The sequence below is a fragment of the Microbulbifer agarilyticus genome (assembly GCF_019800665.1).
GTDB lineage: Bacteria > Pseudomonadota > Gammaproteobacteria > Pseudomonadales > Cellvibrionaceae > Microbulbifer > Microbulbifer agarilyticus_C.
Genome location: NZ_JAHVKO010000003.1, coordinates 330,459 through 354,042, shown reverse-complemented (window position 1 = coordinate 354,042; position 23,584 = coordinate 330,459). Strand labels below are relative to the sequence as shown.

Sequence of the window (23,584 nt, the reverse complement as noted above, 5' to 3'; positions counted from 1 at the left end):
AACGAAGATATACCAATTTGCCCAAGGCGTCGCCTCGACGCTCCCGCAGGCGGACGGTACACTCTCGCGACCGCAGACTCGAACGCCGTCCCTAACGGAAACATTGAGTAATACGGGCGAAGCCAGCGCTGCCTTCAGAGCACACAACAGACTGGCTCCAAAACCGATTTTTGCGCGTATACAGCAACGCTCGCGCAAAAGGTGGAGCGGGGTATAACGCAGCACCGCAGGAGCGGGCTGCCCATGTCGTCACCCAAGACGCCACCGAAAACTTGAAGACCGCAGCTGTCATAGGAAAGCAAACGTAATGACAAGAAGTGCAAAAGGGCCCATCGCTCGCAAACTGAGCCGCCCGATGAAATCTCTGCTCGCCGCGACCGTATTAGGTTTGGGGGCTGGCCTCAGTGCCGTGCAGGCGCAGGCCGATACCCTGTGGGAAATTTACCTGCAGTCCCTGGACAACGATCCGCAGCTGGCTGCCGACCGCGCCGCCTACCGCGCCGGTCTGGAAGCGCAGAACCTGGGCCGCTCGGCACTGCTCCCACAAATCAATGCCAGTGCAGACTACCGTACGATCAGCACCAATTCGGACTCCCTGACACAAACCTGCCCCGACGGTACACGCCTGTGTCCGCAACCGGACTTGATCGACGGTACCGCCTCTGGCGACACCAACATCGATAGCTTTAACTACGGTGCGCGTCTGGACCAGGCCATCTTCGACCTGCCTGCCTGGTTTGGTTACAAGCAAGGCAAAACAGTGAGCGAACAGGCGGCAGCAGAGTTTAGTGCCAACCAGCAGGACATGATGCTGCGTGTGGCCAGCGCCTACTTCGACGTGCTGCGCGCCCACGACGTACTGGATGCGGCCATTGCCGAGGAAGAGGCCCTTGCCAAACAGCTGGAGCAAACCCAGCAGCGCTTTGAAGTGGGACTGACGGCGATCACCGACGTCTACGACTCCCGCTCTGCCTATGACAGCTCTGTGGCCCGCCGCCTCACCGCACAGGATGACCTGCTGAGCCGCTTCGATGCGCTGTCGGTGCTCACCGGCAAGGACCACGATGATGTGGCCCCCCTGCAAGACACCTTTACCGTCGCGCCACCCAACCCCGTTGATCGCGCCGCCTGGGTGGAGTTCGCACTGACCAACAACTTCACCCTGAAGGCCGCGCGCCTGCAGGCGGATGCTTCACGCTACAATGCCCGCGCTGCAGCAGCCGACCACCTGCCGACGCTGTACGGCTCACTGGCGTACGACAAGCTTCATCGCGACGGCAAAAGCTCCGGCGCCACCCGCTTCCCGGATTTCGACCCCTTCACCTCGGAGCTTCCCGTCGACGAAGAAATCGAGACCAAGGTTGCAGCGATCACCCTGGAAATGCCGATCTACTCTGGCGGCCGCTTGAGCGCGAGCCGTCGCGAAGCGCGCAACCAGGCATTTCAGGCCCAGGACCTGCGCAACCTGACCGAGCGCAACACCATTCAGGATACCCGCACCCTGCACCGCGCGGTGACCACCGACACCAGCCGTGTTGAAGCCCGTGAGCAAGCGGTGATCTCCGCGAAAAGTGCACTGGATGCCACTCAGGCGGGCTATGAGGTTGGCACCCGTAACATTGTCGATGTGCTGCTGGCGCAGCGTACCCTGGCACTCTCCCAGACCGATTACGCCAATGCGCTGTACGACTACATCCTGAACACCCTGAACCTGAAACTGGTTGCGGGCCTGCTGGGTCCGGACGACCTGCAGGAGCTGGACGCCAGCCTGAACCCGAGCATTCCGGTATCCCGCGCGCATATCCTCGATAGCGGCGCCCCGGGCTTTAGCAAGTAAGTCGAATAAAGGCTGGATAAAAGCCGATATTGCGCACTGCGCGCAGAAATACAGGGCCGGTACTGCTATAGTGCCGGCCTTTTTTCGGCCTGGGCAAAATGCGCTGGCCCGCGGTTCGATCGGAAATTGCCGGTTTCTGCGCGCCACTGACTACACTAGCCAAATGCCCGTTTACCACCCTGAACTGCGCTCAAGACATCCATGAAGTATCTGATCACCGGCAACGCCGGCTTTATTGGCTTCCACGTTGCCCGCACTCTGATGGCCCGCGGCGATGAAATCGTAGGCATCGACAACGTCAATGATTACTACGAAACCAGCCTCAAGGAAGACCGCCTGCGGAAGCTGGAAAGCACCGCCCAGCAACACGGGGCTGCCTACCAGTTTGTGCGCGCCAATATCGCTGATCGCGCGGCGCTGGATCGCTGCTTTGCCGAGCACGAGTTCGACCGGGTAATCCATCTGGCCGCTCAGGCCGGGGTGCGCCACTCTATCGAGCACCCGGAGTCCTATGTGGAGAGCAATCTGGTGGGTTTCGCCAACCTGCTGGAAGTCTGCCGTCAGGCCAAAACGCCGCACCTGAGCTACGCCAGCACCAGCAGTGTTTACGGCGGCAATACCACCATGCCGTTTAGTGAAGATCACGGCGTGGACCACCCGCTGCAGTTTTACGCCGCCACCAAACGCGCCAACGAACTAATGGCGCACAGCTACAGCCACCTATTCCGCCTGCCCACCACCGGTCTGCGCTTCTTTACCGTATACGGCCCCTGGGGGCGCCCGGACATGGCCCTATTCAAGTTCACCCGCCTGATCCTCGAAGGCAAGCCGATCCCGGTGTTTAACCACGGCCACCACACCCGTGACTTCACCTATATCGACGACATCGTGCAGGGTGTCATCAAGTCCAGTGATCAAGTTGCGGCGCCGGATACAAACTGGTCCAGCGCACAGCCGGAGCCAGCCACCAGCAACGCCCCCTTCCGGGTATTCAATATCGGCAACGGCAATCCCGCGCAGCTGTCGGACTATATCGATGCGCTGGAACAAGCGCTGGGGAAAAAGGCGATTCGCGAAATGCTGCCGATGCAGCCGGGAGACATTCCCGATACCCATGCGGATACCGGCAAGTTGGAGCATGCGGTGGGCTATCGCCCGGACACCAGCGTGGTGGATGGCGTGCAGCGATTCGTGGATTGGTACCGGGAGTACTACGCGGTTTAACAAGTAGACAATGGCGGCTCCCGTTACGGCGAGGGCCACCAGCCCGCCTTATTTATTCTGACCTTGCTCTAAGCGGGCGTTGCGATATGCGCCTTCCAACGCCTGCCAGTCTTGCTCACTGAACTGGAACCCCGGCAACCGCCCCAGCTCTTTGTCCAGCGAGCGCCGCAGGCGTGCCACATTACTGTCCGCATCCTGCCGCGAAAGGGGATTGCGAATCGCTCCCTTGTCGAAGTCGATCAAGTACCAGCTCGGCTCCCTGCCATCAGCGCCAGCCAACAAAATATTATGAACATTGAGATCCGCGTGATACACGTTTTGCTGATGAAAACGCGCGATCAATTGGCCCAGTGACTGCCATAGAGGTTCACCCATAGGTCCCTTACATAACACCTGGGCCAATGTCTCAGAGTTAGGTACTCGCTCGGTAATCAAGGCACCGCGATAGGCCAGAGGCGGCACACTCACACAGCGTGCGGCGACCGGGCGCGGCACCGGTAGCCCAAGATCGCGCATTTCACGCAGCATATGGAATTCCCGCCATACCCGGGTATTGGGCAGGCGGCTATACAGGTAGGATTTTTCCACCACACGCCCGACCAGCCCGCCGCGGTGATACTGCTTAAATACCAGATCGTGGCCGGCATAGGAGAACATCACCGCCTTGCCGCGTTCTACCTCAGCACTTCCGCAATTCGCCGCGAGCCAATCAGCCCGAAATATTTTTTCACAGTCGGCACCAAGCATCTCATCGTCATAAATGACGGTGGCGCGCTGGTGCGTGAATTGCTGATACCCCACGGGGGACTCCCTAAACGTGCTTACCGGCCCAGCCCGAAGCACAACCTAACCATGTTTTGCCCATTCTAACCGTTGCACAGCCAGCACCCCAGTGCCGTTATCCCGCTAAGGTGCGGATCAGGCAAATAAATTCCGCACCTTGCGCTCAATGCGATCCAGCAGTTTCAGCCAGCCGGCCCCCTGCATCGGATCATAAGCCCAAGGCTGTTTCACCTTCTCATCGGTTTTGAGGAATTCTTCGGCCACCGGCAGACGCACAGGAGAAGACTGAGCGAGGCTATCGACTTCGTTTGCGGACATCACCTGCAGCGGATAGAGACCGCAGTTGCGCGCCCACTCGCCAAACCGCAATGCCAGGGACTTCTGCTTGCCGCGATACGCCCCACCGTTCGGCAACCACATGGCGAAGGGCACGCGCATGCGAGCCATACGGCAAAACATCTTGGCTGCACGACGGTTATTGACCGACTCACCCACTTCAAACTGCCAGTTGTGTTCACGCAGGCGCTTGGGGTCGGCAATCAACAGTGCGGAGAACCAGGTCCCGGTGGAACGCTTACGCGGGTACCAGAACCAGAAATTGCGCTCGGCATCAAAGCGGAAATCCCGATCCACCTTTTTCCGGAGGGAAATACCGCGCACGAAAGCGGGGGAGATAAAACCGAGGTCCGGCTGACTGGCGAAACTGGTCCGCAGCACCTCAATATCCTCTCGGGTCAGCGGCCTGACCATCTGGGTGTCGTCCTGCAGGAAGCACATCAGCTCATCCGCATGGGCCATCTCATAGGCCGCCTGCATATTGGCATACAGGCCGCCCAACTTGTGTCCAGACTCGGATGTACGGTCAATCACCTGATGGCGCTGAGCCGCCTTCCGCAGCACCGCTTGCGTCGCGGGATCACCACTACCGTCATCGATAATGGTCAATTGGCAGTGAGGTGCGCAGGCCTCGATGGAGCGAATACAGTTCTCCAGCTGGGCGCTGCGATTGTAAGAAAATACGAAGATATGCATGTTCTGCCCCCTAATATTCCGTGGGAATCATCTTCAGCGGCGAACTAACTCCTGTCGCCTCACGCTAGATTACCAGCCTCCGCACACAATCGCTAAGCCCTCCAACGCAAAAATAAGTGTGTGGCACGTCGGACTTTCAACATTCCGAAGTGCAAATCTTGCCCCAACTCCTTAGAATTGCCCGCTTTTAAGCTAGGGATCCGGCTCCGCGAATTTCACTTGGAGCCTTTATGACCCAACGTTCCGCCATCACCGACTGTGGCCGGCCTGAGCACTCCAAATCGAAGAGCACGCTTTAGGGCCTAACTGAGCGCCCGAATCAAGCACTTTTCTATACAATTCGCACACATTATTTGACGTTTTTCTGTGGAGACCCCATGAACCAGTCAGTCATCATGACCACATATAACTCACCCGAGTGGCTGGAGAAGGTACTGTGGGGCTACAACTGCCAGAGCGAGCAACCTCACGAGGTCATCGTCGCCGACGACGGTTCCACCCCGGAAACCGCCGCCCTGATCGAGCGGGTACGGGAAGATACTGGCCTGAATATTCGTCACATCTGGCAAAAAGATGACGGCTTCCGCAAGTGCCGCATTCTCAACAAGGCGATCCTCAGTGCCCGCGGTGATTACGTCGTGTTCACCGACGGCGACTGTATCCCGCGCCAAGACTTCCTCGCAGTGCACAAAGACCGCGCCGAACCCGGCTATTTCCTGTCAGGCAGCTATTTCAAGCTGCCTATGAGTACCAGCGAGGCCATTACCCGCGACGATATCGAGTCCGGACGCTGCTTCGACTACCAGTGGCTGCGTGCCAACGGTCTCAAGCACCGCCGCAAAACCCTTAAGCTGCGCGCCACGCGACGCTGGGCGCCGCTACTCAACCGGATGACCCCTACCGCCTGCAACCTGAAAGGCTCCAATGCCTCCGCATGGCGAGAAGACATCCTCAAGGTAAATGGGTTTGACGAGCGCATGGCCTGGGGCGGCCTGGATCGTGAATTTGGCGTGCGCCTGGAGAACGCCGGTATCAAGCCGCGCCATGTGCGCTTTGATGCGATCTGCATCCACCTGGATCACCCGCGCGGCTATGCCGACCCGGAAATTGTCGCGCGCAACAAGGCCCTGCGTCTGCACGTGGCCAAAGAAGGCATCATTGAGACCCCGCAGGGTATTCGCCAGCTCACCGAAGCCGGCTACCGCGCGGAATAGCGCATAGCGACTCCGACATCCCATTTTTTACAGTTGAAAGACGCCCATGAGTGCATCGCAAGTTAACAAACACTGGTCCGATCCCATCGTCAGCCGCTTCCTGCGGCTGGCCGCCAGCGGCCTGGTGCCACCTTCCCTGTTTCAGAAACCGTTGCCGGGCAGCAGTGAGCGCGCCGCGCGTACCGGCGTGTTGAATATCGAAATTGTCAGCCATTGCTGGCAGTACTCACATTTTCTGATTTATCAGTTGAGTTCGCTGGTACTGTTCCCGCCGACCAAGGCCACGGTAACCATGACCGTGTACTACAACAGCGAAGATACCCGCACTGCAGCGGTGTTGGCCTTTTTCGGCAAGCAACAGATTCCGGGTATCACCTGGAACTGGTGCGAACTGCCCAAGGAGTCCCTGTACCGCCGTGCTATCGGCCGCAACCAGGCGGCGCTCGCCACCAAAGCGGACTGGATCTGGTTTACCGATTGCGATCTGATGTTTCGGGAAAACTGCCTGGATCAGCTGGCGGAACTGCTACAGGGCCGCACCGACAGCCTGGTATTCCCCGAGCGCGAGCGCATTACCTCGCTGCTGGAAGACGACGACCCCATGCTGAACTTCGACCCAAATGACGTACAACTCGCAGACATCGACGACTCCCGGTTTGTCGAACAAACCCGCGACCGCGCGACGGGTCCCCTGCAGATCGCACACGGGGATATGGCACGTGCCGGTGGCTACTGCGACGCGCTCAGCTACTACCAGAAACCAGCTGAGCGCTGGTGCAAGGCCCACGAAGACCGCGCCTTCCGCTGGTTACTGGGCACCCAGGGGACGCCGCTGGATATCCCCTCGGTGTATCGCATTCGCCATATCAGCAAGGGCCGCTATACCGGCAGCAAACTGAATACCCAGATTCGCAGCAGTGTGCGGCAGGCGACCGACAAGCACTGATCACTTCGAAAGTGTGATGCGCAAAAGAAAAAGGCCGAATGAATACTCATCCGGCCTTTTTTGTATCGAATATGATTAACGCTTATTCATGCGCATCAGAGACTCTACTGCCTCGACGGTGCGCTCCAATGCACCGCTATTCTGCGCCGCGACCTCCCGCGCACGGATACCCGCTTCGAAACGGCCTGCCGAATCCTCCAACCAACTTGCCACCTGCTGTGCCATCTGCTCTGCATCATCCACAACCCTGAGGCCACCAGTTTCCCTCAGCAGGTCGGAGACCACACTAAAGTTGTGCAGATGCGGGCCACACACCACCGGCACCCCCCACGCAGCTGGTTCAATCATATTGTGTCCACCAACAGGCACCAGACTGCCACCGACAAATGCGACATCACTCGCGCCATAGAAACGCAGCAATTCTCCCATGGTGTCGCCCAGCAATACCTGGTCAGACGCCGCCGGCACACCGCCATCACTGCGCCGCACCGTACGCAAACCACGCTCACGGCACATGCGCGCCACACTATCAAAGCGTACCGGGTGTCGCGGGACCAGCACCAAGAGCAGGTCCGGGAAGCTAACCCGCAGCCGCTCAAACGCGTCCAGCACCACTTCATCTTCACCCGCATGAGTACTGGCGGCCAGCCATACCGGACGCCCCTGCTGTCCGATGCGCCCATCCTCATCAGCCTGACCACCGGAGTGCCCCCACTGATGGGAGAGTGCCTGAGCCTCGCTGATCAAACCGGATCCGATATACAAATCGAACTTGATGTTACCCACCGCAGATACCCGCTCGGGCTCTACTCCAAGCTCAGAGAAGCGGTATGCATCGGCAGGGTATTGCGCCAATACCCGGGTAATATGGCTCATCATTTCCTGGCTCAAACGAGGGAACCGTCGGTAGCCCCGCGCAGACTTTTCGCTCAGCCGACCATTGACCAGCGCCACCGGGATATTACGCCTGTCACACAGCGCCAGCATATTCGGCCACAGCTCGGTTTCCATGCTCACCAGTACGTTAGGGCGCAGCGCATCGAGAAACGGAGTGAGGCATTCAGGTAAATCAAACGGCAGGTAGTAGTGCAGAAGCCGACCATTGAGAATGGGTTCAAGGGCATCGTGTACACGCTGTGATCCGGTGGGCGTGGTAGTGGTCACCAACCACTGCCATTGATGGTGCCGCGCCGCCAACTCCTTGATTAAGGGTATTGCCGCCAGGGTCTCCCCTACGGATACCGAGTGAATCCAGATCAAGGGGGCACGACTGGCCCGGTCCGGCACCAGACCAAAACGCTCGCGCCAGCGGCGGCGAGCCCCCGGTCGCGAGGGCACCAGACCAAAACGCTCACTCCAGCGTTTGCGATACGCAGGGTCGGCGCGCCCCCGCCACCAGAGGTGCAGCAGCATCAGTGGCAAGGTGAGTCGGAAAAACCAGGTGTACAGATGGCGCATCAAGTCAAAATCAGGTTTTGCTAACCAGTAATCGTTTTGGTGAATTTTGGCAAACGCGAGCATGGAATCCCGCTTGTTGAGGCTCTATTCTACCCCATTCTCGCGCCATACTGGTGCAACGCACGCCGGGACGTCATCCGTTACATGTCGCCGCCCTGCCCGTAAAGGAATCCGTGATTAGGAGCACCTCGTGAAAGTCGTACAGCTATTGCCCGCGCTCAATTCCGGCGGTGTGGAGAGAGGCACACTGGACCTGGCCCGGGCACTTACCGAGGCCGGGCACGAATCTATTGTCATTTCAAACGGTGGGCGACTTGTTGAGCAGCTGGAAAGGGAGGGAAGCCAGCACATTGCCCTACCCATCCACAAAAAATCCCTGTCCAGCTTGCGTCAGGTTCGCCCTTTGCGCGCGCAGATCCAAGCGTTGCAGCCAGATATTTTACACGTGCGCTCGCGTATGCCCGCATGGCTGACCTACCTGGCATGGAAGAAACTGCCGCGCGATGCTCGTCCACGCCTCGTCAGCACTGCCCATGGCCTGTACTCGATTAATCGCTACAGCGCGATTATGGCCCGCGCCGAGCGTGTCATCGCGATCAGTGAATGCGTGCGGGATTACCTCAACGACAATTACGCGCACTACCTGCAGTCACCGCCTGAGCTGATCTATCGCGGAGTCAATACCGACGAGTTCCACCGCGACCTGTCTTTGCCCACAGGGTGGCGGTCCCAAGTCGAAAACGAATTCCCGGCTCTCAAAGGCAAGCGCTGGCTTCTGCTTCCTGGCCGACTGACGCGCTGGAAAGGGCACCAGGCCTTCCTCGAGCTCATGGCACAACTGGTTGAAAAAGAGACGGATCTACAGGGCGTGATCGTCGGTGGCGCCGAACCGAACAAGGAACACTACGCGGACGAGCTGATGGCAAAGGCCCGCGAGCTTGGTATCGCGTCCAGAGTGACCTTTACCGGGCAGCGTGCAGATATTCGCTACTGGTATCGTGCATCTGAGCTGGTATTTAACCTTTCCCAGCGACCGGAGCCCTTTGGGCGCACGGTCATCGAAGCTGCGGCCATCGGCACGCCGGTAATCGGCTACAACCTGGGCGGCCCGGCAGAATCCCTGCACGCCAGCTTCCCGCAAGGGTTGGTGGAATTTAATCAGCCAGAACAATTGCTAAATACAACCCTCACCCTGCTTAACAGCCAAGATAAACCTCGGTTACCGGTTTCCTTTACTCTAGAAGCTCAGGTACAAAGTACCCTGTCACTCTACCAATCCCTTATCAATAGCGGCTGACAACCCTCCCATCGCACCAGCACCAAGAGCAGATCGGTCAAGTCCAAAAGCGAGATCTGGTCTATAGCTCTTTCGAGGGGTGGCAACGTACAATATTGGTTACTCGACCAATAATGCCGACAGAACTCAGGCGACACGCTGTATGTCTAGTATCTCTACCGCTCCCAGCAACCCATCCCTTGCGGCCAGAATTCTGGATCGCAATACCTCGATTGCGCTGCTTCTGTGCAGTTCCATCTGGGTGCTGCCCTGGTCGCGGACCTTCCAGCTGTCGGTACTGATTCTGGCCATCGCCTCAATCACCCTACTGATTCGCCAGCGTCGCGAATGGTGGACGCCTGGCGCTGCCAGCTGGTGTGCCATGAACCTGTGTGCGGCACTGGCTTTGGGTCTCTCGGCCTTGAATACCGAATATCCCGATAAGCCCCTCAAATTGATGGGGTTCCAACTGTTTCTATTGCTGGCGGGAATGGCAGTCTTGTACTGGGCGCGCAATGACCAGATCTGGAAACGACTGCAGTGGTGCTTGTTTGCGATTATCGGCTTTTGGCTGGTTGACGGGCTGTTCCAGGCCCTCGTCGGCTTCGATCTGTTCGGCGTGCCGCGCAGTGAGCGCCTCGGGGGCTACTTCAGCCACCCGGATAAATTTGGTTTCTATATTTCATTTCTGTGCGTCTGGGTTCTGTTTGCGCCGGTTGTACGCCGCTGGTCTCTACCACTACAGGGAATGGCGTATTTGTTGTGCCTGGCGGTTACCTTTTTTGGTAACACGCGCGCGGGCTGGGTCAGTTTCATGCTGATCAGTGCGGTTTGGTTGTATATGAGCCGCGCGCAGATACGCGCTGCGCTGCGCACCGCGCCCTGGCTCTTGGGCCTGATTGCCGCTGCGGTTGGCGCGGCCGGCTGGTGGATTCTGCAGGACCCACAGGTGAGCAAACGTATTACTGCCACCATTCCGCAAAGCTTTGATATCGCAGGGATTGCCGCGGTTATCCCGATCCGCGCGCAGCTGTGGGGGCAGGCCTGGGAGCAGTTTCTGGCAAACCCCTGGTTTGGCACTGGTGCCGGCAATTACAGCCTGTATTTACCGGATAGCTGGACCGGCACCAGCCTGTTCCAGCCCTATACCCACCAGGTTGTCCTTGAGATTCTCGCCGGTACCGGCGCGATCGGCAGCCTGCTGTACTTCACCATTGCAGCGATATTTCTTACGCTTGTTTGGCGCGCACTCTTTTCCAAGTCTGCTACGACACGCGACGAGAGTCAGCTGCCGGTAGCCCCGCTGCTTATCCTTGTTTGTGTTTGGTTTCCGCTCAACACCCATCGCGAGCTGTTCAGTTCTGAAATGATGGTGCTAACATGGCTTTCTATGGCACTGGTGATTGCGCGCTTGAACCTTGCGAACTCCGCCAGCAGCACAAACTAACTGATTACTGACTCGCTGTAACACATTCGAATATACGATTGGCACAGGGAAGTACCATGGATACCACAAACGAAATTATCACAGAAAAATCCGGCAGCGTTGCTGCGCAAACAAGCGCTTCCAGTGCAACGCAAATTGCCGAGCGCGTGCGCAACCACCTGGTAGCAAGGCTGCGATCTGTAGAGCCGCAGGATCAACCGTTCTCGCACCTGTATCTGGAAAATTTTTTCCCTGATGATATCTATCAGCGCATTTTGCAGAGCGCACCCTCGGCAGACTTATGCAAGGGACTGAACCACAAAGAGGCCATGCGCAGTGATGGCAGCAGTACCCGCCAGGTCTTCCCGTTCAATGATAAAAACCTCGCACGCCTTGAAGGGGATACACAGGCCCTTTGGCAGGGCGTAACCGAGGGAATGCAGGCCGATGAGGTCAAGCAGGCCCTGTTCGAGTGTCTCGGCACCGACCTAACCCGCCGTTTCAAAGTGCCTGGTCAGCAAGTCCCCGCGATTGAGGCCTACCCGAAAACGGGCTACTTCTGCGATCACAGTGGTTACCAGATTTCGCCTCACCGGGACGTTGCACGCAAGGTTGTTACCATGCAGGTGTACTTGCCCGGTGACAACAGCCAGGAAACCATGGGCACCAGTCTGTACGAGCGCGGCTTTGTCGGACGCCTGCAGTATGAATTCCGCAAGCTGGGGTTGGGTAGCAAGGATGGTTTCAAGGAAGTGCGCCGTTTTCCTTTCGTTCCCAACAGTGCCTACGCCTTTGTTGTCGGCAAACACAGCTGGCACGGCCGCCCACAGATCGAATGCGCCAATGAGCGCCGTTCGCTTATGCAGATTTACTACCAGAACCCCTCCGAGCCCTTCTACGACTGATTAATGGGGTGTGGGCAAACAAAACATGCTGAAGGGGCGCCCCCCTGAAATGGTCACCACCCCTTCTCGCCTAAATATCTGCCTGCTCAGTGACGGCATCCCCGGCCACGTTAATCAGGCCCATGGATTTGTCGACTGGCTGCGCGAAGCAGGGTTTCACCCCCAGGTCCAAGTCATCGAGTGCACGCCTAAGGCAAAATGGCTGCGCCCCCTGCTTGCAAGCGCCAGCAATATCGCAACAGGCTCTGGGGTAATTACGCACACCATTCTCGCCTCACACCGACTGCAGCCATTCCCACAAAAGCCTCAGCTAATCCTTTCGGCCGGCGGCAACACCCGATTTGCCAGTACTGCACTCGCACAATTCTGGAGGTGCCCAAACGTATTTCTCGGTTCGCCGCGCAAGCTCGCCCCCCATACGGTATCTGCCCTGCTGACCCTGGAGCCAACCCCCGGCTTTTTCCACAACAACCTGGTTGTGGACTTTGCGCCCGCACGAATCAGCAACACGAGACCTTCCGCCAACACCTGGGCACTGCTGCTTGGAGGTAACGGTAGCGGCTATCAATACGAGCAACAGGATTGGCAAGCGATTTTGCAGTGGGCGCAAAACTGTGCGAAGAAAAATCGGATTCGGTGGCTGGTAGCTGGGTCTCGCCGCAGCCCGCCCGCCTTGCGTGAATTGAGCAAAAAGATATTGAGCGAGACTCACGGCCATCAACACTGCTGGCCTGAGGATAGAGGAAAGCCGCTGGCAGAGCGCCTGCCTAAGGCAAAACAGATAGTTTGCACCGAAGACAGCATGAGCATGCTGTGCGAAGCAATTAACTTACCTCGGCCATTACTGAGTTTGCGCCCGGGGCAAGTTGCATCACCGCCGCGCTATCAGCAGGCCATCGAAAAATTCGCACAACGGGGCTATTTGCAAAGAGCGCTCATATCGGAACTTGGAGGTTTCAACTGGGTATCTACCGATCCCGATGCATTTGCCTCGCAGGTAGCATCGTCACGCCAGAATACTGTGGATAAACTTGTGCAGCTAATTCCGGCGCTGGAAAAATATCGTGATTAATTGGCTGGCAACGCCCGGCAATATACCTCGACAGTCGCCTGCGCCATGGCATCAACAGTGAGACGCTTTGTCGCGTACTCAAATACCGGCGCAAATGCACGTTTCAGTGCGGCATTATCTTGCAAAGCAGTCTGCAACAATTCGGCAATTGCCGAAACCGAAATGTCTTCAGCGATAAATTCTGCCGGTAAAATTTCCCGATTGCTCCCAACATCTGTGGAGATTACCGGGCAACCACTCAGCAAGGCTTCCACTACGGTATAGGGCGCACCTTCTTTGTGAGAAGACACCACCATAAACTCCGCTGCCTGCATCCATGCAGCGACATTCTTCGAATAACCGACAAAGCGCACGCTACCCTCGAGCGATAAATTCTGGGCCAGGGCTTCCAGCTTGTTCCGCTCCGGGCCGTCGCCCACCAGATACAAACTGGCATCTGCCGGGCGCAACTCGGCCCACGCTTGTAACAACAAATCGATTCCTTTGGCCGGCACCAGGCGCGCAACCGAGAGCACGACGCGACGCTCATCCGCGCACTGCTGCGGGGGCGAAAGTTCTTTTTCCGGTGCGTGTGTGCCGTTGGGAATCACCGACCAATCCAGCGCGGAGTTCGCTACCGCCTTGCGACTTACCGCGATACGCCCAGGAAAATGTCTCGCCACCGCATCTTTGGGGTGCACGATGTTGTGCCGGGTAATGACCTTGGTGGCAGGAATAAAGCGACGCAGACTTGCAAGTACTCCCGCGGCCTTCCCCCCGTGCCCATGTATCAGGTCGAATCCGTGGCGACGACAGCTCCGCACCAGCGCAACAAGCAGCAGCGGATTGCGCCGACTCAAATCGGTATTCACAGGTAAAAATACAACACCCTGTGGGCACTGCGACTGGTAGCGCGGGTGGGCAATAATAGAAACCTTGCAATCCATATGGGAAGCTTGCCACCCGGCCAACTCCATCACATGTTTTTCCAAGCCGCCGAACTCACTACTCATAAACAAGTGGCAGATATTTCGAGGTGAAGGTTTTGACATCAGGCAAATTCCAGATTGCAGCGACGAAGCAGCGCGGCCGCGAGACGCTGATATTGATTGAGCGGCTCGCGCTGGACACCGGGTGACCGCTTAGCATCTGCAAGCTGCTCACTGACCAACCCTTCGTCAATCAGCCGCTGTACCGCTGCACGCACCTTATTTTCGCGATTGCGTGAAGGCAGAGCCAATACGCCCACGTGCGCACGGCTTTGCAGGGCCTCGAATACCATGGAAATACTATCCCGGGTTACCCACACCTGCTCCACAGACGCCAACTGTTGCTCCAGCCAACCGTCACTGCACTCTCGCCAGGGAGCCAGAGTAAAGCCCGGCCGCGCCAACTGCTGCAGGGCAAATTCAGGGGTGCGACGGCTGTCCGCCAGGGTCCACTGCAGCGAGCTTGCCGCCAGCTGCCCGATATCACGCTCAAGGGTGACGCTATCCCAGGCAAAGTGCCGGCTCGGCCCTCCGAGCAGGATAAGCCCAGTGCCCGCACGCGTTGGCTGTTGCGGCAGTGGCAGGGTGAGTGCACCGCGGGTGGTCAGAACATTTGGCAGTGCGGGCGGGCGATCGTGTTCGGGTATCAGGGCAAAATCGAACCAGTGGATGGGAAGTGACGGGCGCATCAGGACCACACTGCGACCACCAAAGCGCTTGCGCGCCGCGAGCAGTGGCAGGTGGCAACGGTGCCCAGCACCGATTAATAAATCCGGTTGTCCCAGGGCAATCGCTCCAGCGGCATCCAGAGCCATTTGCAGTGAGCCCGGTAGCCAGAAGCGCAACTGACTGCAGTCCACATCACAGCTCTGCACCCGAGCGGCTCCCATGCGCTCACGCAAGCCTGTCAGCAGCGCTGCACTCTGCTTTTCGTGGGCCTTATTGCCATCAACAAACCGCCAGACTGTGATCAAATACTTCTCTCCAATTACCAACACATACGCACCGAGCGCAGGCACCAGCCGGCACTTAACCACAACGGCGATGAATTTCGCCGCTTACCTTACCTGCAGCGTGTTGAATTTGCACCTGCAGGGTGCACAGTCAGACACATCTAACCCGCCCGCGGTGTTCATGGCGAGTGCCGCCCATAAACGGTAAACTTGGCCACCTACACTGTTGCTAACAGGCCCCGCAACCCGGATTGGCGGACCCGCGGGACACAAATCTACTCAAAGGATTTCCAAGAAGATGAATGTCACCGTTTTTGGTACTGGCTACGTTGGCCTGGTGCAGGCTGCAGTACTGGCGGAAGCCGGTCACCGGGTTACCTGTATCGATATCGATGAAAACAAGATCGAGCGCCTGCGCCAGGGACACATTCCCATCTTCGAGCCAGGCCTCGAACCACTGGTCAAACGCAACAACGAATCCGGCAACCTGAGTTTCTCCACCGATGCTGCCGAGGGTGTGGCCCACGGCGAGCTGATCTTTATTGCGGTTGGCACCCCACCCGATGAAGACGGCTCTGCGGACCTGCGCTACGTACTCACCGTGGCCCGCACCATTGCCGAGCACATGAATGGCAAGAAATACATCATCAACAAGTCCACCGTGCCCGTTGGCACCGCGGACAAGGTACGTGAGGAAGTAACCCGCACCCTGCAGGAACGCAATGCACTGAATCTGGAGTTCGATGTTATTTCCAACCCGGAATTCCTCAAGGAGGGCTCCGCGGTGGCGGACTGCATGAAGCCCGACCGGATTATCATCGGCACTTCCGAGCAGGCGTCCGAACAGAAAATGCGCCAACTGTACGCACCGTTTAACCGCAATCACGACAAGGTCATCGTGATGGATGTGCGCAGTGCCGAGCTGGCCAAGTACGCGGCCAACTGCATGCTCGCTACCAAGATCAGCTTTATGAACGAAATGGCGGTGATCGCCGATCGCGTAGGTGCCGACATTGAATCCGTGCGCCAGGGTATCGGTTCCGACCCGCGCATCGGCTATCACTTTATTTACCCGGGTATTGGTTACGGTGGCTCCTGCTTCCCCAAAGACGTGCAGGCCCTAAAAACCACCGCGGCACAGCTGGGTATCGAGCCCAAAATCCTGAACGCAGTCGAAGAGCGTAACCACAGCCAGAAGCACTACCTGCTGGAAAAAATTGTCGAGCGCTACGGCAAGGACCTGACTGGTAAGACGTTCGCCCTGTGGGGCCTGTCGTTCAAGCCCAATACCGACGATATGCGTGAAGCTCCAGCCCGTGTACTGATGGAAAACCTGTGGGAGATGGGTGCCAGTGTGCGTGCGTTTGACCCGGAAGCCATGCACGAGTGCGAGCGCATCTACGGCAACCGCGACAACCTGCAGCTGTGCGGCACCCGCGACAGCGCGCTGGCCGGCGCCGACGCACTGATTGTCGCCACCGAATGGCAGCAATTCAAAACCCTGGATTTCGCCACCGTCAGCAGCAGCCTCAAGGATCCCGTGGTATTCGACGGACGCAACCTCTACCACCCACTGGATATGGTGGAAGCGGGCTTCGAATACTATTGTGTAGGACGCCCGAAGCAGGCGGCGCGCTAAGCGGCGAAGCCAAAACAAAAAAGGGCGGGCATCGTGAGATGCCCGCCCTTTTTTGTACGCGGTGTGAAAGTATCAAGCAGACGCCGCTACTTCCTCGCAACCTTCATGCACATCGCTCAGCCAGCCCATATGCGCCTGACTGCGGCCCTGCACCACATCGAAGTACAACTGCTGCAGGCGCTTGGTAATCGGACCACGGCGACCCGCGCCGATGGTGCGCCCATCCAGCATGCGAATCGGCAGCACTTCTGCTGCGGTACCGGTAAAGAAGGCCTCATCCGCGATATAGACCTCGTCGCGGGTAATGCGCTTTTCCACCACCTTATAGCCGCACTCATTGGCCAGCTGGATAACAGAAGCGCGGGTAATGCCGTCGAGACATGAGGTGAGCTCCGGGGTGTAAATCACACCATCGCTAACCAGGAAGAAGTTTTCGCCACTGCCTTCCGCTACGTAGCCCTCTGGGTCCAGCAGCAGGGCCTCTTCACAGCCGTTACGCAGGGCTTCCTGCAACGCCAGCATGGAGTTGATGTAGTTACCATTGGCCTTGGCCTTACACATGGCGATATTGACGTGGTGACGTGTATAGGAAGAGGTGTTCACCTTGATCCCCAGTTCACGCGCTTCGGGCGTCATATAGCTAGGCCACTCCCACGCAGCGACGATCACGTGGGTTTTCAGCGCGTCGGCGCGCAGCCCCATACCTTCCGATCCGTAAAACACCATCGGGCGCAGGTAAGCTTCTTCCAAGCCATTTTCACGCACCACCAGACGCTGCGCTTCATTCAGCTGTTCCGCGTCGTAAGGCATGCTCATGTTCATGATCTTGGCGGAGCGGAACAGGCGGCGGGTGTGCTCCTGCAGGCGGAAAATACTGGTGCCACCATCGGCGGTTTGATAGGCGCGCACACCTTCAAATACACCCATTCCATAATGCAATGTGTGGGTGAGCACGTGCACCCGCGCATCGCGCCAGGGAACCAGTTCACCGTCAAACCAGATAACGCCGTCTCTATCGGCAAAAGACATGGGGATCTCCTACAAAATTCTAAATACGCACTCTGTAGGAGCGGCCTGGAGGGGGAGCGGAACGGTCTGAGCCGGGTCGAGCCAATTCGCCTGCAGGCAGGCTCCTACAGCACAGAGCCTGATGAAAAACAGTTTAATCGGGCAGCGAACAACTACTGGGTAGCAGGCGAGACTTCACTCGCTTAGCCCAGCATCTGCTGCCAAGTTGTTGTAACGGTCTTTCTTTCCGCTTCGAATTGGTCACCGGATACAACCCCCGGCAGCTGTTGTAATGCCAGGCGATGACCTTCAGATCGGTAGGCTTTGTAGGCGTCGATCAAATGCGCGGCTTGATGGGCCGGCATCAGGCCTGCCTCGGTGAGGCTCTCAAGGATGCGAATATTATCGGTATACCGCACGATTGATGGGGCGCGCTGCGCCCAGGCCAATGCGGCATATTGAACCATAAATTCGATATCTACAATACCGCCCGAGCCGTGCTTGAGATCGAATTGCCGATCATTGCTCTTATCGAGGTGTGCACGCATCTTATTGCGCATAGCCACCACCTCTTCACGCAATTTCTGCTCATCACGCGCGTCACATAGCAACTGCGTGCGCAGAGCTTTGAAAGCTTGTCCGAGGCGCTCACTGCCCGCCACAGGCCGGGTACGCACCAACGCCTGATGCTCCCATGTCCAGGCGCTCTCACGCTGGTACTTTTCAAATGCGGCCAGCGAGGTTACCAGCAGGCCCGAGTTGCCAGAGGGACGCAGGCGTGTGTCCACCTCGTAGAGCGCGCCGCTCAGTGTGCGAGTTTGCAAGATATGAATCAGGCGCTGGGCAAGGCGCGTGTAAAAGCTCTGCGCGTCGAGCGACCGCTCGCCATCGGTGTAACCAGCACCATCGACATCGTGCACAAACACAATATCCAGGTCCGAGCCGTGTCCCAACTCCAAACCGCCGAGCTTGCCGTAGGCAACAATCGAAAACCGCATATCGTCAGCACTGGCACCCTTTGGCGTACCGTGCTTTTCCGTCACCTGCTGCCACGCCAGCACCAACGACTGCTGTAAAATTGCTTCCGCCAGCCAGGTAAGGGAATCACTTACCTTCATCAGCGGCAGGGCACCGGTAACTTCCTGCGCCGCGATGCGCAGGCTCTGCCCCTGCTTGAAATGACGCAGCGCTTCCATTTGCGCCTCAAGGTCGTCGGTATCCACTCGCAGCATATGTTGGCGCAGCTCATCAGCAATATCCTGTGCCGTCGATGGCTGTAACAGGCGCCGCTGGTCGAGCATTTCATCCAGCAACACCGGATGTCGCGCCAACTGATCGGCAATCCACGGCGAGGCACTGCACAGACGCAGCAGCTGCTGCAGTATCGGGGGGTTTTCGTTGATCAGCACCAGATACGCGCTGCGCCGCAGAATTGAGCGCAATAGCGGCAGTACCCGCTCCAGCGCCAACAGCGGCTCGCCAACTTCCGCGGCAGCGGCGAGCAGCAATGGCATGGTTTGATCCAGACGCTGGCGCCCGGCCACCGGCAACGCCGTGACAATGCGATCGCCATGCAACGCGCTAATAACCTCCAGCGCTTTATCTGCCGGCGAGAAGCCTGCGTCCTGCAATTGCGTGAGCCAGGTGTCGCGATCACTGTCGCGCTCGCAACCACTCCACAGCAATTCCCAGCGATCGCTCTCGGAGATCTCATCGCTTTCTTCCGGTGGCGCGATCACCTGGTCGAATTCACGCTCGATTACCGTCTGCGCCAGCAGCAGCTCTTCCTCGAGGGACTCCCAGCCTGCATAGCCCAGGGCAAAGGCCAGCTGCTCGCGCCGCTCGCTCTCCACCGGTATCGTCTGTGTCTGCTGATCTTTTTCCGCCTGCAAACCGTGTTCGACGCGACGCAGCAAAAGATAGGCATCGCGCAACTGATCGGCCGCACCCTGCGGTAAATGCCCGTCCTGCTCCAGCAGCGGTAGGACCTTCAGGATATTGCGCACGCGCAGGTCGGGCTCTCGGCCGCCGCGAATAAGCTGGAAAGCCTGGGCAATAAATTCCACCTCGCGGATGCCGCCGCGCCCTAACTTCACATTATCGGTGAGGCCGCGCGCGCGTACCTGCCGCTGGATCAGGGTTTTCATTTCCCGCAGTGCTTCGATCACACTGAAGTCGATATAGCGCCGGTAGGTAAATGGGCGCAGCAGCTCCATTAACTCTTCCGCGGCCTGTGCACCGCCCGGCAGGCTGGAAAAAGCCACCGGCCGCGCCTTGATCATGGCGTAACGTTCCCACTCACGCCCCTGGGTCTGGTAGTAGTCTTCCAGTGCAGCGAAATGACTTACCAGCGGGCCGCTGTCACCGTATGGCCGAAGGCGCATATCCACACGAAACACAAAACCGTCGGCGGTTACCGCATCCAGGGATTTAATCAGGCGCTGGCCAAGGCGCTGGAAAAACGCCTGGTTCTCCAGTGGTTTGATCTCCGATGAGTCACCGCCACTTTGCCCCGGCTCCGGATAGGCAAAAATCAGATCGATATCCGACGACAGGTTGAGCTCACGCGCGCCCAGCTTGCCCATGCCCAGCACGATCATCGGCTGCACCTGGCCGTCGCGACTGCGGGGCTCACCGTGGCGCTCGACCATTTTCTGCCAGTGCCAGTCGAGCGCCGCCTGAATACAAATCTCGGCCAGCTCGGTCAAACGAGCGCAGACTGTGGGAATATCCCACTGCCCGGCAAAGTCCCGCCAGATGGCCTCCGTATTCACCCGGTTGCGCAACAGGCGCAGGGTTCGCTCAAGATCCTCGTCGGTCTCCAGCGTAGTGAGATCTGGCGGCGCCAGCCCCAGGTCCTCACTGGCGAGTAATTCACCGAGTAACCCCGGGGTTCGTGCGCACTGCTGCAAAAGAAAGTCAGACCCAAGCAGCCCTCTCGCGACCAACAAGGGCAGTGATGCATCCGCTTGCAACTGCGCTTCCAGCGCAGCGACCTCGCCCTCCCCCACCTGCTCACACCAGCTTTGCCACTGCGACTGCAGCCGGGCTTGCAGCGGTGCGGAGCAAATAGATTCGGGGAAGTGATACACGGCAGGGTCCTTTTGCGCGAATGAAGCTGACTCAAGTATAAATTGGCCGGGCACGAGCGCCCGGCCGGATTGGGAGGCGGATAGTTAGAACGCGATATCCGGCGGTGGCGCTACCCGCAACACTTCCTGCACCGTGGTGATTCCTGCCGCGACTTTTTTGGCCCCGGACAGCCGCAGACTGCTCATGCCTTCGCGCATGCCCTGATGGCGCACCTGCTGCAGGTCGCAGTCGGCAGTAACCAGCCCCTGTATCGCCTCACTGAACGGAAGAATCTCGTAGATACCCTGACGCCCGCGATAACCGGTATTGCGGCAATCCAGGCACCCCTCCGGCTGATACACCACTTCGGGCTTGGGCGCTTTCCAGGGCTTCACCAGCGCCTGCCAGTCTTCATCACTGACCTCCGCCTTGCGCTTGCAACTGGGGCATAAGGTACGCACCAGGCGCTGGGCCATCACCCCGAGCACGGTGGACTTCAGCAGGTAGTGCGGCAATCCCAGGTCCAGCAGGCGGGTCACTGCAGTGGGCGCGTCGTTGGTATGCAGGGTGGAAATCACCAGGTGGCCGGTGAGCGCCGCCTGCACCGCCATCTGCGCGGTTTCCAGGTCGCGAATCTCCCCCACCATGATGATATCCGGGTCCTGACGCATCAGGGTGCGAATGCCGGCGGCAAAATCCAGGCCGATACTGTGGTGCACCTGGGTCTGGTTGAAGCTGTCTTCGACCATTTCGATAGGATCTTCGATAGTCGAAACATTCACCTCGCTGGAGGCCAGCTGCTTGAGCGCGGTATACAGCGTGGTGGTCTTACCGGAACCGGTGGGGCCGGTAACCAGCACAATGCCGTTGGGGCGCCCGAGCATGTTTTGCCAGCGCGCCAGGTCGTCACCGGCCAGGCCCAGGTCGTGATAGGAGCGCGCCAGTACTTCCGGATCGAAAATCCGCATCACCAGCTTTTCACCGAACGCTGTGGGCAGGGTCGACAGACGCAGTTCTACCTCGCTGCCATCGGGGCGCTTGGTCTTGATGCGGCCATCCTGGGGCTTGCGCTTCTCCGCTACATTCATGCGCCCGAGAATCTTGAGGCGGCTGGTCACCGCCGCGTTGACCTGATCCGGCAGCTCGTGGATCGGGTGCAGCACACCGTCGATACGGAAGCGGATGCGGCCAATGCCACGACGGGGCTCGATGTGGATATCACTGGCGCGCTGATCGAAGGCGTGCTGCAACAGCCAGTCCACGATATTGACGATGTGCTGGTCGTTGGCCTCGGGGTCCTTGAGGTTACCCAGCTCCAGCAACTGCTCGAAGTTGCCCGCCGCGGAGCTGCCCTTAAGCCCGCTGGCACCAGAAATCGAATTGGCCAGGGAGTAAAACTCGGTGCCGTAGCGCAGGATATCCGCCGGGTCGGCCACCACCCGCTGCACGGTGCGGCCGCTGGTGTGCTCCAGCTGCTCTTCCCAGCCAGACGTATAAGGCTGCGCGGTGGCCACCAACAGCATCTCCGGGCTGGCTTCCACACACAGGATCTGGTGGCGCTTGGCAAACTGGAAGCTCATGACTTCGGTCACCGCCGCCACATTCACCTTGAGCGGATCGATATGGTAGAGACCGTGGGAGGAGGTATCTGCGAGCCACTGGGTCAGTACCTGCGCATCCAGAGTGCGCCCGGGTTTCTTCTGATTTTCCAGTTCGCAAGTGGCGATATAGGTTAGCGGGTGCATCTGCGCCTGCTCGGCGGTTCGTGGCGTGCCGATCAGCCGGTTGGCATCCATGCGCGCCACATACCCGTCACCGACCAGGTCCTCCAGCAACCCCGGCAGGTCGAGAATCCGGTCCGCACCTCTTACCCCAGCGCTTGCAGCCATACCTTGTTACCCGTCTACGCTTATTGTTAGAAGGCGCATTGTAGCTCTATTGGCGAGCTGCAACAGTGCGCCGGTTGGTCGAATTGATACGGAAACCGCCACGTCACTGTGCCCTGCGCACAGGTTGGGGTACCATGCCGCCCGATTTGGCCCGTTCTGGGCTGTTAAACAACCTGTCAGGACCGGAAAAAGGAACAAACCATGCCCCTGTCCAACATCGGCAACTTGTTCGGCCGCTCGCCGATCAAACCGATCAAAGAGCATATGGCGACCGCCCATGAGGCGTCAGCGGATCTGGTGCCCTTCTTTGAAGCCCTCGTGAACGAGGACTTGGCGACCGCCAAAACCGTCCAGGAGCGTATCTCCGCCAGCGAGAGCCGCGCCGATGACATCAAGAGAGACCTGCGCCTGCACCTGCCAGACAGCCTGTTTATGCCGGTATCTCGCAGCGACCTGCTGGAGCTGCTGCATGTGCAGGACAAGGTAGCCAACACCGCCCAGGACATTGCCGGCCTAGCCATTGGCCGCCAAATGCAGATTCCTGCACCACTGAAGACGTTGATGTGCACCTTCGTGGAAAGTGCCGTGGCTGCATCCGCCCAGGCCCTGACCGCCATCAACGAGCTGGACGAGCTGCTGGAATCCGGCTTTTCCGGCCGCGAAGTCGACATTGCCCAGCGCATGATCGAAGAACTGGATGAGCTGGAGCGCAAGTCCGACAAATTAGAAGTAGAAGTGCGCGCTGCACTTTTCGACATTGAAAAAGACCTGCCGCCAGTAGACGTGATTTTCCTGTATCGGGTGATCGAAGAAGTTGGTGAGCTGGCAGATGAAGCCCACGGCGTGGGCAACCGATTGCAGCTGTTGCTGGCGCGATAACGG

Annotated in this window: 18 protein-coding genes; 10 read left to right on the top strand and 8 right to left on the bottom strand. The window is 58.5% G+C overall.

Annotated features, from left to right (window positions below; translation table 11 throughout):
- The first annotated feature begins 307 nt into the window (after nt 1-307).
- The gene (locus KUV22_RS07190; RefSeq protein ID WP_222229739.1) at nt 308-1,837 is read left to right on the top strand and encodes a TolC family outer membrane protein; all 1,530 of its coding nucleotides are present in this window, start codon (nt 308-310) and stop codon (nt 1,835-1,837) included.
- A gap of 201 nt (nt 1,838-2,038) precedes the next feature.
- Nucleotides 2,039-3,061 (top strand): NAD-dependent epimerase, encoded by a 1,023-nt coding sequence (locus KUV22_RS07185; RefSeq protein WP_222229737.1) that lies wholly within the window; start codon nt 2,039-2,041, stop codon nt 3,059-3,061.
- A gap of 48 nt (nt 3,062-3,109) precedes the next feature.
- On the opposite strand, the gene KUV22_RS07180 is transcribed toward KUV22_RS07185, so the two are convergent.
- Together KUV22_RS07180 and KUV22_RS07175 are read right to left on the bottom strand one after the other, a co-directional pair.
- Nucleotides 3,110-3,862 carry a 3-deoxy-D-manno-octulosonic acid kinase gene (locus tag KUV22_RS07180; protein ID WP_222229735.1) on the bottom strand — a complete coding sequence of 251 codons (753 nt, stop codon included), beginning with the start codon at nt 3,860-3,862 and terminating at the stop codon, nt 3,110-3,112.
- Between the two features lie 117 nt (nt 3,863-3,979).
- Entirely contained in the window at nt 3,980-4,876 is an 897-nt protein-coding gene (locus KUV22_RS07175; RefSeq protein WP_222229733.1) for a glycosyltransferase family 2 protein, read from the bottom strand.
- Nucleotides 4,877-5,253: 377 nt separating this feature from the next.
- Between KUV22_RS07175 and KUV22_RS07170 the strand changes: the two genes are divergently transcribed.
- Nucleotides 5,254-6,090 carry a glycosyltransferase family 2 protein gene (locus KUV22_RS07170; RefSeq protein ID WP_222229731.1) on the top strand — a complete coding sequence of 279 codons (837 nt, stop codon included), beginning with the start codon at nt 5,254-5,256 and terminating at the stop codon, nt 6,088-6,090.
- Nucleotides 6,091-6,136: 46 nt separating this feature from the next.
- Nucleotides 6,137-7,036, top strand: a complete 900-nt coding sequence (locus KUV22_RS07165; RefSeq protein ID WP_222229729.1) for a glycosyltransferase family A protein — start codon at nt 6,137-6,139, stop codon at nt 7,034-7,036.
- 75 nt (nt 7,037-7,111) lie between these two features.
- Here KUV22_RS07165 and waaA read toward each other — a convergent pair whose 3' ends face one another.
- Nucleotides 7,112-8,557, bottom strand: a complete 1,446-nt coding sequence (gene waaA / locus KUV22_RS07160; RefSeq protein WP_261319252.1) for a lipid IV(A) 3-deoxy-D-manno-octulosonic acid transferase — start codon at nt 8,555-8,557, stop codon at nt 7,112-7,114.
- Nucleotides 8,558-8,684: 127 nt separating this feature from the next.
- Here waaA and KUV22_RS07155 point away from each other — a divergent pair, with 127 nt between their 5' ends.
- The 4 genes from KUV22_RS07155 to KUV22_RS07140 all read left to right on the top strand — a co-directional run bounded on the left by KUV22_RS07155 (nt 8,685) and on the right by KUV22_RS07140 (nt 13,173).
- Nucleotides 8,685-9,791, top strand: a complete 1,107-nt coding sequence (locus tag KUV22_RS07155) for a glycosyltransferase family 4 protein (RefSeq protein ID WP_222229727.1) — start codon at nt 8,685-8,687, stop codon at nt 9,789-9,791.
- A gap of 142 nt (nt 9,792-9,933) precedes the next feature.
- Entirely contained in the window at nt 9,934-11,217 is a 1,284-nt protein-coding gene (locus KUV22_RS07150) for an O-antigen ligase family protein (RefSeq protein ID WP_222229725.1), read from the top strand.
- A gap of 56 nt (nt 11,218-11,273) precedes the next feature.
- Nucleotides 11,274-12,101, top strand: coding sequence for a hypothetical protein (locus tag KUV22_RS07145; protein WP_222229723.1), 828 nt, complete (start codon nt 11,274-11,276; stop codon nt 12,099-12,101).
- A gap of 25 nt (nt 12,102-12,126) precedes the next feature.
- Nucleotides 12,127-13,173, top strand: a complete 1,047-nt coding sequence (locus tag KUV22_RS07140; protein ID WP_222229721.1) for an ELM1/GtrOC1 family putative glycosyltransferase — start codon at nt 12,127-12,129, stop codon at nt 13,171-13,173.
- Here KUV22_RS07140 and KUV22_RS07135 read toward each other — a convergent pair.
- Entirely contained in the window at nt 13,170-14,204 is a 1,035-nt protein-coding gene (locus KUV22_RS07135) for a glycosyltransferase (RefSeq protein WP_222229718.1), read from the bottom strand. The two genes, KUV22_RS07140 and KUV22_RS07135, sit on opposite strands and share 4 nt — an antisense overlap.
- Nucleotides 14,204-15,115, bottom strand: coding sequence for an ELM1/GtrOC1 family putative glycosyltransferase (locus KUV22_RS07130; protein WP_222229716.1), 912 nt, complete (start codon nt 15,113-15,115; stop codon nt 14,204-14,206). The genes KUV22_RS07135 and KUV22_RS07130 overlap by 1 nt, the downstream gene beginning before the upstream one ends.
- A 277-nt stretch (nt 15,116-15,392) precedes the next feature.
- Here KUV22_RS07130 and KUV22_RS07125 point away from each other — a divergent pair, with 277 nt between their 5' ends.
- Complete coding sequence (locus tag KUV22_RS07125) at nt 15,393-16,733, top strand: UDP-glucose dehydrogenase family protein (RefSeq protein WP_222229714.1); 1,341 nt, start codon at nt 15,393-15,395, stop codon at nt 16,731-16,733.
- A gap of 72 nt (nt 16,734-16,805) precedes the next feature.
- Here the strand turns inward: KUV22_RS07125 and KUV22_RS07120 are convergent, their stop codons facing one another.
- The 3 genes from KUV22_RS07120 to KUV22_RS07110 all read right to left on the bottom strand — a co-directional run bounded on the left by KUV22_RS07120 (nt 16,806) and on the right by KUV22_RS07110 (nt 22,702).
- Nucleotides 16,806-17,762, bottom strand: a complete 957-nt coding sequence (locus KUV22_RS07120; RefSeq protein ID WP_077400351.1) for a branched-chain amino acid transaminase — start codon at nt 17,760-17,762, stop codon at nt 16,806-16,808.
- A 182-nt stretch (nt 17,763-17,944) separates the two neighbouring features.
- The gene (glnE, locus tag KUV22_RS07115; protein WP_222229712.1) at nt 17,945-20,833 is read right to left on the bottom strand and encodes a bifunctional [glutamate--ammonia ligase]-adenylyl-L-tyrosine phosphorylase/[glutamate--ammonia-ligase] adenylyltransferase; all 2,889 of its coding nucleotides are present in this window, start codon (nt 20,831-20,833) and stop codon (nt 17,945-17,947) included.
- An 84-nt stretch (nt 20,834-20,917) separates the two neighbouring features.
- Entirely contained in the window at nt 20,918-22,702 is a 1,785-nt protein-coding gene (locus KUV22_RS07110; RefSeq protein WP_222229710.1) for a GspE/PulE family protein, read from the bottom strand.
- A gap of 201 nt (nt 22,703-22,903) precedes the next feature.
- Here KUV22_RS07110 and KUV22_RS07105 point away from each other — a divergent pair, with 201 nt between their 5' ends.
- Nucleotides 22,904-23,581: a TIGR00153 family protein gene (locus KUV22_RS07105; RefSeq protein ID WP_222229708.1), complete on the top strand. Its 678-nt coding sequence runs from the start codon at nt 22,904-22,906 to the stop codon at nt 23,579-23,581.
- Nucleotides 23,582-23,584 lie beyond the last annotated feature (3 nt).

Excerpts from the sequence above, each read along its gene's own strand:
- KUV22_RS07170 (WP_222229731.1), top strand. The coding sequence starts at position 5,254 with ATGAACCAGTCAGTCATCATGACCACATATAACTCACCCGAGTGGCTG.
- KUV22_RS07190 (WP_222229739.1), top strand. The coding sequence starts at position 308 with ATGACAAGAAGTGCAAAAGGGCCCATCGCTCGCAAACTGAGCCGCCCG.
- KUV22_RS07140 (WP_222229721.1), top strand. The coding sequence starts at position 12,127 with ATGCTGAAGGGGCGCCCCCCTGAAATGGTCACCACCCCTTCTCGCCTA.
- KUV22_RS07105 (WP_222229708.1), top strand. The coding sequence starts at position 22,904 with ATGCCCCTGTCCAACATCGGCAACTTGTTCGGCCGCTCGCCGATCAAA.
- KUV22_RS07175 (WP_222229733.1), bottom strand. The coding sequence starts at position 4,876 with ATGCATATCTTCGTATTTTCTTACAATCGCAGCGCCCAGCTGGAGAAC.
- KUV22_RS07150 (WP_222229725.1), top strand. The coding sequence starts at position 9,934 with ATGTCTAGTATCTCTACCGCTCCCAGCAACCCATCCCTTGCGGCCAGA.
- KUV22_RS07120 (WP_077400351.1), bottom strand. The coding sequence starts at position 17,762 with ATGTCTTTTGCCGATAGAGACGGCGTTATCTGGTTTGACGGTGAACTG.
- KUV22_RS07125 (WP_222229714.1), top strand. The coding sequence starts at position 15,393 with ATGAATGTCACCGTTTTTGGTACTGGCTACGTTGGCCTGGTGCAGGCT.
- KUV22_RS07165 (WP_222229729.1), top strand. The coding sequence starts at position 6,137 with ATGAGTGCATCGCAAGTTAACAAACACTGGTCCGATCCCATCGTCAGC.
- KUV22_RS07135 (WP_222229718.1), bottom strand. The coding sequence starts at position 14,204 with ATGTCAAAACCTTCACCTCGAAATATCTGCCACTTGTTTATGAGTAGT.
- KUV22_RS07185 (WP_222229737.1), top strand. The coding sequence starts at position 2,039 with ATGAAGTATCTGATCACCGGCAACGCCGGCTTTATTGGCTTCCACGTT.
- KUV22_RS07110 (WP_222229710.1), bottom strand. The coding sequence starts at position 22,702 with ATGGCTGCAAGCGCTGGGGTAAGAGGTGCGGACCGGATTCTCGACCTG.
- waaA (WP_261319252.1), bottom strand. The coding sequence starts at position 8,557 with ATGCTCGCGTTTGCCAAAATTCACCAAAACGATTACTGGTTAGCAAAA.
- KUV22_RS07145 (WP_222229723.1), top strand. The coding sequence starts at position 11,274 with ATGGATACCACAAACGAAATTATCACAGAAAAATCCGGCAGCGTTGCT.